The organism is Rhodanobacter sp. UC4448_H15 (genome assembly GCF_052978265.1).
The window spans coordinates 2958189-2970452 of sequence record NZ_CM129665.1 but is presented as its reverse complement, the minus strand read 5'-3'; the positions used below and the strand labels follow the sequence as shown (position 1 = coordinate 2970452).

Sequence of the window (12264 nt, the reverse complement as noted above, 5' to 3'; positions counted from 1 at the left end):
ATTGCTCCTGTCATTCGGATCGGATAATGGCATTGATGCAATATCGAGCCGGCCCAATAATCCGCGCCGCGGATGATTTGTCCAGTGCATGGATTTATTGGATGTTCATTCACATGTCCCGGCAGTGAACCATTTCATCGGCATTTCACGTTTCAGTGCCGATGTCCGGGTTGACAATTCCGGCGCGCCGCGCGCAAATGCTTCCTTCGACAACGGCGCATTGCGTCATGTGGCTCTACCGTTCACGCCGGCCCTCGCGAGGCGGCGTGCCGCAAGAAATTGCGCTGCGGCCGCGGCGAAAGCCGGTATCCATGGCCTGAATCCGATCGCATCGAGGCCTCGTGCGGCAGCGAAGGATGGAGGCGGCAAAACTCCGGTGGGTGCGGCGGATATTCGGCGCGATGGCGCGTCGCATTTTGTTTCGATGGTGGGTGATCGATGCGCCAACTTGGCTGATTCATGAATGACGTGAATATCCGTTTCAAACCGGAATGTCTTCGGCATGAAATGCATGAGCAGATAATGGTTTCATATGGAACATTCACATTTTCAAGGTCCACTGTGGATGCGCCCGGGTAATCGCGTCGCCGATGCCCGCGAATGCCGGTTCCCGGGCATGGCCGTCCGCCGTGGCGTCCGCGTGTCCAGCTTCGTTCCGGAGAGAGTCCCGTGAAAGCCATCAGTGGTCCCGCGATCCAGATCCAGCCCGACGACGAGATCGATCCCCGTGCCCTGGTGGGCACCTTGCTGGACCACAAATGGCTCATCATCAAGGCGACCCTGGGCGCCCTGGCGATCGGGCTCGCCTACCTGCTGGTGGCGACGCCGCAGTACGAGGCCAAGGCGATGGTGCAGGTGGAGCAGGCGCCGAGCTTGCCCGGATTGAACCTGGGCACGCAGCAAAGCAGCCCGTCGAGCCCCGCGGCGGCGGACGCCAAGGCGATCCTCACCGCGCAATCGGTGGTCGGCGAGGCGGTGCGCAACCTGCATCTCTATATCGACACCAGTCCCTATCGCGTGCCGGTGATCGGCGGTCTGGTCGCCCGGTTGCACGACCTGACCTCGGGCAACGAGGTCAACGCGCCCTGGTTCGGGCTGAACGGGTACGGATGGGGCGGCGCGCACCTGGACATGCCGCAGCTGAACGTGCCCGACCGGTTGCTGGGGGAGGACATGACGCTGACCGCCGGCCCGGACGGCAGCTATGTGCTCACCGAGGACAGCGACGTGCCGTTCTCGCCGGGGATGCAGTTGCTGCAGGGCCATGTCGGACGCGTGTCGAGCGGGTCGGGCGTGACCATGCTGGTCAAGAGCATGCGCGCCAACCCCGGCATGCGCTTCCACGTGGTGCGCAACGACGAGGTGACAACGATTGCCGGCATCCAGCAGGCGATCTCGACCAGCCAGCCGGTGCAGGGCTCCAACATCATCTCGCTGGCCTATGACAGCGCCGATCCGCACCAGGCGGTCAAGGTGCTCGAGCACGTGGTCAGCGCGTTCCTCGCGCAGAACGTGGGGCGCAATTCGGCCCAGGCATCCAGCAGCCTGAAGTTCGTGCAGCAGCAACTGCCCGACGTCAAGAAGAAGCTGGCCGACGCCCAGGCCGCGCTGGCCGCGTTCCAGCTCAAGGCCCATTCGGTGGATGTGCCGATGCAGACGCAGACACTGCTGAGCGAGATGGCCACGATCAACAACAACATCGACCAGCTCAACATCCAGAAGGCGGAGGTGCAGCGCCTGTACACGCCGCAGCATCCGGCCTACAAGGCGATCATGCAGCAGATCGGGCAGCTGCAGGCGCAGCGCGCCGCGATCGACAAGCGGATGACCACGTTCCCCGACACGCAGCGCCAACTGCTGCGCCTGACCGGCGACGTGCAAGTGCTCAACAACACCTATACCGGGCTGCTCAACGAGGCGCAGCAACTCGAACTTGCGCAGGCGGGCACGGTGGGCACCGCGCGCGTGGTGGATGCGCCTTCGGTCGACATCACCCACCCGGCCAAGCCGCGCAAGCTGCTCACCCTGATGGGCTGCGCCTTTCTCGGCGGGTTCCTGGCGGTGGCGTACATCTTCCTGCAGCAGATGTTCCGGCGCGGCCTGGAAGACCCCGCCGAGATCGAACAGCTCGGCGTGGAGGTGTATTCCGCGATTCCGTTGAGCGAGCAGCAGATCGAGCTGTCGCAGCATCGTCGGCGCCTGCTCGGCAAGGGGCGCTCCGCGCTGCTGGCGCTGGCGGCCCCCGACGACGTGGCGTCCGAGGCCATGCGCAGCCTGCGCACCAGCATGCGCTTCACCCAGCTCGGCGCCAGCGACAACCGCTTGATGGTCTGCGGCTCCAGCTCGCAGGCAGGCAAGACCTTCGTCTCGTCCAACCTCGCGGCGGTCAATGCGCAGGCGGGCCTGCGCGTGTTGCTGATCGACGCCAACATGCGCGATGGCGACCTGCACCAGGTGCTCGGCGTGCGCGCGGACGGCGGCCTGTCCGAGCTGCTGGCCGGCGAGCTGGAGGTGGCTGAAGCCATCCGCCCGATCACCGGCCTGGGCGGCGAGCTGGATTTCATCCCGCGCGGCAGCAAGCCGTCCAATCCGTCGGAGCTGCTGATGCAGCCGTACTTCGGCGCGCTGCTGCGGCGGCTTTCGCCGGCCTATGACCTGGTGGTGATCGACAGCCCGCCGATCCTGGCGGTGACCGACGCGGCCATCATCGGCCATCACGTGGGCACCAGCCTGCTGGTGGTGCGCTACGGGCTCAACCAGTCGCGCGAGGTCGAGCTGGCCATACAGCGCTTCCGCCAGGCTGGCGTGACGATCAAGGGCGTGGTGTTCAACGGCATGGAGAAGCGAAGCAACGGCTTTTCCACCTACGGGTTCCTCGGATACGGCTTTGCCCAATGATCCGCGCCGAGATCAGCGACTTGGCTGAGCCGGTGCCGCGGCCGTCGAACCGCGACGGGTCCGGCTCGCGCCGTCGGCCGGGTTTCGGCGCGGATACGTCTTTCCGCGCGGCGGTGCGGGAGATGGAGGCGGTCGGCCTGCGCGTGCGCACGCAGCCGCATGCCGGCTCCGCGCCGTACGGCGTGTTGTCCGGCCGCACCGGTTCGCGCTTCTTCCTGCTGCCGCTGCGTCCGCGTGCGGTCAGCACCGGTGCGCTGGCCCTGGTGCAGCCGGTGCGGTGGGTGCCGCGCGCGGTCAAGGGCGTGGCCAGCGTCGGCGCGTGGCTGGGACTGGGGCCGCTGTTGCCGCACAAGGTGCATGTTTCCGGGGTGGGCGACCTGGCGCGCATGGCGGATGCCGGTGCCCGCCACGGCGCCTTCCTGACCGGCACGCCCGGCCCGCATCGCAAGCTGAGCGTGCAGCTGATGGACGACGCCGGCCACATTCGCGCCTACGCGAAGGTGTCGCTCGTGCCGGCGGTGCAGGTGCTGCTGCAGCGCGAAGCGCAGGTGTTGCGCCTGCTTGCGGCGATGGACCTGCGCTCGGCGTGGCTGCCCTGCGTGTTGCGCAGTGAAGTGCGCGGCGGCACCGCGATCCTCGCCACCGATGCGGTGCGGACGCCTGCCGCCCGCTGCCTGACCGACCTCGACGCCTTGCACCTGGATTTCCTGCAGGAACTCGCTGCGCGCACGGCGTCGTCATGGGCTCGCAGCGGAGCCTCGCTGCTGGACGAATGGGGCGCACGCCTTGCGCAACTCGGTGACGCTCTGGCGCCGCCGTGGCGACAACGCCTGGATCGCGCGATGGCGGTGCTGGCGGCGGAGCCGTCGCTGATCGCATCCCGCGGCCTGGCCCATGGCGACTTCACGCCGGTCAACTGCTTCCGGCAGGACAGCCGCCTGTGCGTCTTCGACTGGGAATACGCCGGCGCCGCGTATCCGGCCGACCACGACCTGATCTGCCTGCTCGACGCGGTGGCGCGGCTGGGCGGCGATGCGCCGGCCGCGCGGGCGCAGGGACTCGAACAACGGTTGATGGGCGAGCTGGGACGCTCGCGCAACGAAGCCAATCGACGCCTGATCGCCTTCCACTGCGTGCACGCGCTGCGCAGCCTGGAGCGGCAGCCGTCGCAGGCGGATACCGGGTTGGACTGGTACGGCGCCGACGAGGCCGCGCGCACGCTCGATGCGCTGTTGGCGCGGGCGTCCGCCTCGTGAGCGCGTCCAGGGATGCCTCGGTGGAAGCCATGAATGACACCGCCGCCGCCCGCACGATCAGCTCGCTGCCGGCACTGCACGCGTCCAGCTTGCAGCTGCTCAAGCGCGGCGCCTCGGGTGCGTTCCTCGTCACCGTCGGCGGCACCGGGCTGAGCTTTCTGGCCAACCTGGTGATGGCGCGGGTCATCGGGCGGCACGAGTTCGGCGTTTACGCGCTGATGTTCAGCTGGGTCAGCGTGCTGGCGGTGATCGCGCAGGCTGGCCAGGACATCAGCATGATCCGGTTGCTGCCGTCCTATATCCGCGAGGGCGCGTGGGGCAAGGTGCACGGCCTGCGGCGGGGCGTGGGCATGATCGTGCTGGCCACCAGCTGCTGCATCGCGCTGGGCGGCTGCGTGGTGGTGCACGTGCTCGGCGCGAATCAGAGTGCGAGCTGGCGGCACACCTTCTACATCGGCTTCGCGATGCTGCCGGTGTTGACCCAGCTGCAGCAGAGCGGGGCGTTGCACCGGGCGTTCAAGCGACCGGTGGTCAGCGGGCTGTACCAGACGCTGGGGCGTCCGCTGCTGCTGATCGTGTTGCTGGGCGTGCTGGTGTTGAGCGTGCGCGAGATCGACGCGCCGTGGGCGGCGGCGGCGTCGCTGGCAGCCGCGGCGCTGGCGCTGGCCGGCTCGGCGCGGCACCTGCAGCGCAGCTGGCCCGAGCAGGGCAGGGCGGCGGCGCCCGCGTACGAGATCCGCCGCTGGCTGGTCGTCGGCTCGCAGATGTCGATGCTGTCGATCATCGTGGTTTCCGGCAGCCGTCTGGACGTGCTCATCCTGGGCGCGCTGATGGGTCCTGGCGACGTCGGCCCGTATTACGCCGCGGTGCGCATGGCCGGCTTTGCGCTGTTCGCCCAGAGCGCGGCCAACGTGGTGCTCGCGCCGATGATCGCCGAGCGCTACGACGCGCACGACATGGGCGGCCTGCAGCTGGTGGCCACCCGCGCCGCGCGTTTCTCCTTCGCCGGCGCACTCGCCGTGAGCCTGGGCTTCGGCGTCGCCGGGCACTGGTTGCTGGGGCTGTTCGGCCCGGGCTTCGACGCGGCCTATGTGCCGTTGCTGATCCTGCTGTGCGGCTACTGCGCCACCACGTCGCTGGGTGAGGTCGGCTTCATGTTGTCGATGACCAGGTTCCAGCGGCGGGCCTCGATGCTGGTGCTGGTGGGCGTGGCCGCCAATGCGGCGGTGGCATGGCTGCTGGTGCCCAGCCTCGGCGCGACCGGCGCGGCCATCGGCGCGGTGGCGTCGCTGCTGGTCTGGCGCGCCCTGGCGTGGCGCGCGGTGCGCGCGCGACTGGGCATCGATCCGTCGATCTTCGGCGTACCGGCAAAGGGGGTGCCGCGATGAGGGTGGCGCTGGTCATTCCGACGATGGGCGGCGGCGGCGCCGAGCGCGTGATGGCCACGCTGGCCAATGCGTGGGTAGCCGACGGCGCGGCCGTGACCCTGATCACGCTGGCGCGCAGCCATGGCGACAAGTACCCGCTGCACGCGGCGGTGCAGCGGGTGGGGCTGGACGTGGCGGCGCCCTCGCCGCATGCGTTGGTGGCGCTGCGCAGCAATGTGCTGCGGCTGCGCGCGCTGCGCCATGCGCTGCGCGCGGCGCGGCCCGATGTCATCGTCAGCTTCACCACTACCACCAACCTGATGGTGGTGCTTGCCGTCACCGGCTGGCGCGTGCCGGTGATCGTTTCGGAGCGGGTGTTCGTCGCGGCGCATCCGCCGCGGGCGCCCTGGCGGCTCCTGTACCGCGTGCTCTGCCGTCGCGCCGCCGCCGTGGTGGCGCAGACGCGTCGCGGCGCCGACGACCTGGAGGCGCGCCTGCAACGTCCGGTCGAGGTGATCCCCAACCCGGTACGCGAGCTGCCGCTGGCGGGCGTGCGTCGGACCCCGCGCGGGCCAGGGCGCATCGTGCTGGCATCCGGCCGGCTGGAGGCGCAGAAGGGTTTCGACATCCTGATCGGCGCCTGGGCCACGCTCGCCGCGACGCACCCGCACTGGCGCCTGCGCATCACCGGCGAAGGCTCGATGCGTGCGGCGCTGAACGAACAGATCGACCGGCTCGGCCTCGGCGCCAGCGTGGAGCTGGCCGGGTTCGACGACGACCTCGCCGGCGCGATGCGCGAGGCCGACATCTTCGTGCTCTCCTCGCGCTTCGAGGGCATGCCCAATGTGCTGCTGGAGGCGATGTCGCTGGGCCTGGCCTGCGTCAGCACCGATTGCGAGACCGGTCCGCGCGAGATCATCGAGCACGGCAGCAACGGCTGGCTGGTGCCGGTGGCCGATGCGCCCGCGCTGGCCGCCGCGCTCGGCACGCTGATGCACGACGAGGCGCTGCGGCGGCGCCTTGGCGCACGCGCCATCGAGGTGCGCCACACCCATTCGCTGGCCTCGGTGTTCGCCCGCTGGCAGTCGCTGGTGACGCGCGTGGCGGCGCAGTGCGCGGTGCGCGTGCGCGCGAATGTGCCGTCGAACGGCGCGGACGACGCGCGCAAGCCGCGCGTGCTGTTCCTGATCCGTTCGCTCGGCCGTGGCGGCGCCGAGCGGCAGCTGGCGACGCTGGCGATCGGCCTGCGCCGCGACGGCTGGGAGGTGGCGGTGGCCTGCTTCTACGCCGGCGGCCCGTTCCAGCACGAGCTGGAGCGCGGCGGCGTGCCGATCATCGACCTGCACAAGCGCGGGCGCTGGGACGTGGCCGGTTTCCTGTGGCGCCTGGCGCGCGCCTTGCGCGGGTACCGGCCGGACATCGTGCACGGCTACCTCACCGTCGGCAATCTGCTGTCGCTGTTCGCGCCGCTGGCCAGCCCGGGTTCGCGCGTGGTCTGGGGCGTGCGCTCCTCATTCATCGACCGGCAGCGCTACGACTGGATGTCGCGCGCCACCTTTGCGCTGAGTTGCCGCATGGCGCGCCGCGCGGACCGGATCATCTTCAACTCCCGCGCCGGCTCCACGCTGCATGGCGCGCAGGGTTATCCCGCCGACCGGCTGGTGGTGATCGCCAACGGCATCGACACCGGACACTTCCGCTTCGACGCGGCCTCGCGCGCGCGGATGCGGCGCGCGTGGGAGGTGCCCGACACTGCGCTGCTGGTGGGGCTGGTCGGGCGGCTCGATCCGATGAAGGACCACCCGACCTTCCTGCAGGCGATCGCGGGGCTGGCGCACGATGCGCGCTGGCGTTTCGTCTGTGTCGGCGGCGGCGATGCGGGTTACGCCGAGCAGCTGCAGGCGCAGGCGCGCGAGCTGGGGCTGGCCGAGCGCCTGGTCTGGGCCGGCCCGTGCGAGGACATGGCCGCGGCCTACAGCGCGATCGACATCCTGGCGTCCTCCTCGCGCGGCGAAGGCTTTCCGAACGTGGTCGCCGAGGCGATGGCGTGCGGACGGCCGTGCGTGGTCACCGACGTCGGCGATTCGGCAGATCTGGTGGGGGACACCGGCATCGTCGTGCCGGCCGGCGACCCGGTGGCGCTGCGCGACGGCATCGCGCGGATGCGCGAGCGGATGGCGCGCGATCCGTTCGCGGCGGCGCACGCTGCGCGCGCGCGCGTCGTCGACCAGTTCAGCACTGCGCGGCTGGTCGGCCATTCGGAGCGCGTGCTGGAAGAGGTGCATCGTCGCCACTGCACGCTGGGCGGGGCGACGTCATGAACGCCCGCTTCCTGCCGCGCACGCCGGTGGACCTCCTGTTGGCGGCCTTCGTGTTGTGGTTCGGCAGCGACGCCAGCGATTTCCTGTTCACCACGCGCGGCCTCAAGCCGCTCTATTCCTACGTGGCGGTGATCGGCTTTGCCGCCTTCTATGCGGTGGCCCAGGGCGCGGCGGCGCAGTCGCTGGCCATCCTGCGCGACGGCGGCACGCGTCGCTTCGTCATCTGGCTGCTGCTCTACATCGTGTATGGCGTGCTGATCTTCCTGCAGTCCTCGCAGAGCCACACGGCGTTGCAGGCGCTGATCACGCTGATCGAGATGGTGGCGATCGGCATGGCATTCGCCACGCTGATGGTGCATCCACGGCGGTTGCACATGCTGGGCGGGATGTTCCTGCTGCTGGCCCTGTTCGCCGCCGGCATGAACCTGCTCGATTTCATCCATCCGCGGTTCTCCAACGTGCCCGGGCGCGCGGCCGGGCTGTACATCAACCCCAACGTGGCCGGCTATGCGCTCGCGCTGGTGATGTTGTGCGGCATGGACAGCGTGCCGGCGCGCTTGCGCTGGCTTTTCGTGCTGGTGTGCGGCGTCGGCGTGCTGGTCACGTTCTCGCGGTCGGCGTGGATCATGTGGGGCGTGGCGCTGATCTGGCTGGGCCGGCACGATCGCACGCACGGCGCAAAGTGGAAGCTCGCCGTGATGACGCTGTCCACGCTGGCCGGCATCGGCATCCTGCTGTCCCTGTTCAGCGGCGAGCTGGGCGAACTGCTGGCCGGCACGTCGTTCGCCCGCTATCTCGATCCGAACACGCTGGCGCGCATGGGCGTGGGCGGCTCCTCGCTGTCGGGCGATTCGGCTGCCACCCGCATGGACCTGGTCTGGTTCTCGCTGCACGAGGCGGCGCAAAGCCCGCTGTTCGGGCATGGCAGCGGCTATGTCTACGAGTGGGCGTTCCCGGTCGGGCCGCACGACATGTACCTGCGTTTCCTGGTCGAGGGCGGCGTGTTCGGGCTGGCTTTCTACCTGGCCTTGCTGGTCGTGTTGTGGCGGGCCACGTCGGGGCTGCAGCGCGTGCTGGTGTTGCAACTGGTGATCGCCAGCTTCTTCTCGCACAACCTGCTGGAAAGCCCGACGATCATCCTCGTCATCAGCTTCATGCTTGCGCGGCAGGCGCTGGAGAAACGCGAGCTCGCGGTGGCGCGGTGGTTGGCGTCGCCCCGCGTGGGGGTGCCGGCGTGAAGATCTGCCACGTCATCACCGGGTTGAACGCCGGCGGCGCCGAGATCGCGCTGTGTCGCCTGCTCGAATCATTGCCCGCCCCGGCGTACCGGCATGCGGTGGTGGTGCTGGGCGGCGAGGGGACGCTGAGCGCGCGCCTGGCCGAATCTGCCCGGGTGCACCACATGGGCATCCGGCCCGGCCGCGCCGGCCCCGGCGACGTGATGCGGCTGCGGCGATTGCTGGCGCACGAGTCGGCCGACCTGGTCCATGCCTGGATGTACCACGCGCACCTGCTCACCTCGCTGGCGCTGTGGGGGCAGTCCGTGCCGCACCTGTGGAGCGTGCACCATTCACTGACCGACCTGGCCACCGACAAGCCGCTGACGCGCGTGGTGATCCGCCTCAACGCGGTGTTCTCGACGCGGCCCAGCTGCGTGCTGTATGCCTCCCAGCTCAGCGCCTCGCAGCACGAGGACTACGGCTTCAGCCGCTTGCGCACGGTGGTGATTCCCAACGGTTACGACACCGGCGTGCTGGTGCCGGACCCGGCGGCGCGCGCGCGCATCCGCGAGGAGCTGGCGGTGCCGGGCGATGGCCTGGTGATCGGCATGGTGGCGCGCGTGCATCCGACCAAGGATCACGGCAACTTCCTGCACGCAGCGAAGCTGTTCCGGGAAAGCCATCCCGACAGCGTGTTCGTGCTGGTCGGCGACGGCGCGACCGCCGCGAATGCGGAACTCGCCAGCCAGGTCGACGCCTTGCAATTGCGCACCCATGTGCGCCTGCTCGGCCGGCGCCAGGACATCCCGGCGATCAACGCGGCGTTCGACATCGCCACCCTGGCCTCGCGCGGCGAGGCCTTCCCCAATGCGGTGGCCGAGGCGATGGCCTGCGGCGTGCCGTGCGTGGCCACCGACGTGGGCGATGTGCCGCTGATCGTGGCCGACACCGGTGTGGTGGTGCCGGCGCGCGATTCCGCCGCGCTCTGCGCCGGCTGGGCCAGCCTGGCCGCGCTGCCGCCGCGCGAGCGGCACCAACTGGGTCTGCGCGCGCGCCAGCGCATCGTCGACAACTACACGGCCAGGCTGCGCACGCGGCGTTACGCCGATCTGTATTCGTCCATCGTGCAGGAGCGACAAGCATGTGCGGAATAGCCGGCTTCTGGGATGCCTCCCACGCCTTCACCGCCGAAGACGGCGGCGCCATCGTGCGGCGCATGACCGACGCGCTGAGCCATCGCGGCCCGGACGACGACGGCCATTTCCAGGATGCCGCGGCAGGCGTGGCGCTCGGCCATCGGCGTCTTTCGGTGATCGACCCGACACCGGGTGGCCACCAGCCGATGACTTCGGCCAGTGGACGCTACGTGATCGTGTTCAACGGCGAGGTCTACAACCATCACCGCCTGCGCCGCGAGCTGACGCCGCTCGGCGCGACGTTCCGCGGGCGCTCGGACACGGAGGTGATGCTGGCGGCGATCGAGCAATGGGGGCTGGAAGCGGCAGTCAGGCGCTTCGTGGGCATGTTCGCTTTCGCGTTGTGGGATCGCCGCGAGCGCACGCTCGCCCTGGTGCGCGACCGGCTCGGCATCAAGCCGCTCTATTACGGCTGGGTGGGTTCGCTGTTCGTGTTCGGCTCCGAGCTGAAGGCGCTGCGGCGCTGCCCGCGGTTCGCCAACCCGGTCGACCGCGACGCGCTGTGCCTGCTGCTGCGGCACAACTACATCGGCGCACCGCACGCCATCTACCGGGGCATCCGCAAGCTGCTGCCGGGCACCTGGCTGAGCGTGGACCAGGGGATGGCCGCCTCGCGCGTCGACGCGTCGACGCTCGCCACGCGGGCGCAAGTCTACTGGTCGGCCCGCGAGGTCGCGCAGGCCGGCGTGGCCGATCGCCTGCACCTGTCCGACGCCGCGGCCACCGACGAGCTGGAGAAACTCCTGCTCGACGCGGTCGGCCTGCGCATGGAGGCCGACGTGCCGCTGGGCGCGTTCCTCTCCGGCGGCGTGGATTCCTCGCTGGTGGTGGCGCTGATGCAGGCGCAGTCGATGCGGCCGGTGCAGACCTTCTCCATCGGCTTCCACGAGAAGGGCTACGACGAAGCGGGTTACGCCCGCGCCGTGGCCGAACACCTTGGCACCGAGCACCACGAGTTGTACGTGACCGCGCGCGACGCGCTGGACGTGGTGCCGAAGTTGCCGTCGATGTTCGACGAGCCGTTCTCCGATTCCTCGCAGATACCGACCTACCTGCTGTCGCGGCTGGCCCGGCGCCAGGTGACGGTGAGTCTCTCCGGTGACGGCGGCGATGAGTTGTTCGGCGGTTACGAGCGCTATTTCAAGGCGCGCGCGATCGAGCGCGGCCTGGACTGGATACCGGCGGGGTTGCAGCGGCGGCTCGCGCGCTCGCTGTCGCATCGCGCCGGTTTCTACGAGTCGCTGCTCGCCGGCGCCAATCGCTGCGTACCGGCACGCATCCGCCTGAAGCGGCCGCGCTCCAAGATCGGCGTGCTCGCCAGCATGCTCGACGCCGGGCCACAGGAGCAGCGCTATCGCCTGCTGATGTCGCATTTGCGCGATCCCGCCCGCGTGGTGCTGCACGGCGAGGAGCCGCCGACCGGGCTGAGCCACCCCGAGCTGGGGCCGCAGGTGCGGGAGGTGTTCGAGCGGATGATGTACAGCGACCTGGTCAGCTACCTGCCGGGCGACGTGCTGACCAAGGTCGATCGCGCCAGCATGGCGGTGAGCCTGGAGGCGCGCGTGCCGCTGCTGGATCACCGCGTGGCCGAGTTCGCCTGGCGCGTGCCGATGCGGCAGAAAGTGCGCGGCGGCGAGGGCAAGTGGCTGTTGCGCCAGGTGCTGTACCGGCACGTGCCGCGCGCGCTGATTGACCGCCCCAAGAAGGGCTTCGGCGTGCCGATGGGCGAGTGGCTGCGCGGGCCGCTGCGCGAGTGGGCCGAAGCGCTGCTGGAACCGGCACGGTTGCGCGAGGAGGGTTACTTCGAACCCGAATACGTGCGCGCGATGTTCGTCGACCACCTGGCGGGGCGGGTGCACGAGGGCGGCCGGCTGTGGGACGTGCTTATGTTCCAGGCCTGGCTGCGGGAAACCCGGCAGCCGGACGCGCACCCGCGCGATGCGGTCGCGAACGCGTGCGGCTCGCACGCGCCGGCGGGCTTTTGACGTGGCATGGCGAGCTGACGA

General features: G+C 69.7%; 8 protein-coding genes. All 8 read left to right on the top strand.

Annotated features, from left to right (window positions below; translation table 11 throughout):
- Positions 1–88: 88 nt before the first annotated feature.
- Positions 89–463, top strand: coding sequence for a hypothetical protein (locus ACVCMI_RS13765; protein ID WP_447098432.1), 375 nt, complete (start codon positions 89–91; stop codon positions 461–463).
- A gap of 206 nt (positions 464–669) precedes the next feature.
- The gene (locus ACVCMI_RS13760) at positions 670–2898 is read left to right on the top strand and encodes a polysaccharide biosynthesis tyrosine autokinase (protein WP_447098433.1); all 2229 of its coding nucleotides are present in this window, start codon (positions 670–672) and stop codon (positions 2896–2898) included.
- The gene (locus ACVCMI_RS13755) at positions 2895–4154 is read left to right on the top strand and encodes a phosphotransferase family protein (RefSeq protein WP_447098434.1); all 1260 of its coding nucleotides are present in this window, start codon (positions 2895–2897) and stop codon (positions 4152–4154) included. The genes ACVCMI_RS13760 and ACVCMI_RS13755 overlap by 4 nt, the downstream gene beginning before the upstream one ends.
- 29 nt (positions 4155–4183) lie before the next feature.
- Positions 4184–5542, top strand: a complete 1359-nt coding sequence (locus ACVCMI_RS13750; RefSeq protein ID WP_447098435.1) for a lipopolysaccharide biosynthesis protein — start codon at positions 4184–4186, stop codon at positions 5540–5542.
- Entirely contained in the window at positions 5539–7842 is a 2304-nt protein-coding gene (locus tag ACVCMI_RS13745; RefSeq protein WP_447098436.1) for a glycosyltransferase, read from the top strand. Before ACVCMI_RS13750 ends, ACVCMI_RS13745 begins: the two co-directional genes overlap by 4 nt.
- Positions 7839–9080, top strand: a complete 1242-nt coding sequence (locus tag ACVCMI_RS13740) for an O-antigen ligase family protein (RefSeq protein WP_447098437.1) — start codon at positions 7839–7841, stop codon at positions 9078–9080. The genes ACVCMI_RS13745 and ACVCMI_RS13740 overlap by 4 nt, the downstream gene beginning before the upstream one ends.
- Positions 9077–10216, top strand: a complete 1140-nt coding sequence (locus ACVCMI_RS13735) for a glycosyltransferase family 4 protein (RefSeq protein WP_447098438.1) — start codon at positions 9077–9079, stop codon at positions 10214–10216. The genes ACVCMI_RS13740 and ACVCMI_RS13735 overlap by 4 nt, the downstream gene beginning before the upstream one ends.
- Positions 10204–12243, top strand: a complete 2040-nt coding sequence (gene asnB / locus ACVCMI_RS13730; RefSeq protein ID WP_447098439.1) for an asparagine synthase (glutamine-hydrolyzing) — start codon at positions 10204–10206, stop codon at positions 12241–12243. The genes ACVCMI_RS13735 and asnB overlap by 13 nt, the downstream gene beginning before the upstream one ends.
- The last annotated feature ends 21 nt before the right edge of the window (positions 12244–12264 follow it).

Bases quoted from the DNA above. Each gene is read 5' to 3' on its own strand.
- ACVCMI_RS13765 (WP_447098432.1), top strand. From the start codon at position 89: ATGGATTTATTGGATGTTCATTCACATGTCCCGGCAGTGAACCATTTC.
- ACVCMI_RS13755 (WP_447098434.1), top strand. From the start codon at position 2,895: ATGATCCGCGCCGAGATCAGCGACTTGGCTGAGCCGGTGCCGCGGCCG.
- ACVCMI_RS13750 (WP_447098435.1), top strand. From the start codon at position 4,184: ATGAATGACACCGCCGCCGCCCGCACGATCAGCTCGCTGCCGGCACTG.
- ACVCMI_RS13745 (WP_447098436.1), top strand. From the start codon at position 5,539: ATGAGGGTGGCGCTGGTCATTCCGACGATGGGCGGCGGCGGCGCCGAG.
- ACVCMI_RS13740 (WP_447098437.1), top strand. From the start codon at position 7,839: ATGAACGCCCGCTTCCTGCCGCGCACGCCGGTGGACCTCCTGTTGGCG.
- asnB (WP_447098439.1), top strand. From the start codon at position 10,204: ATGTGCGGAATAGCCGGCTTCTGGGATGCCTCCCACGCCTTCACCGCC.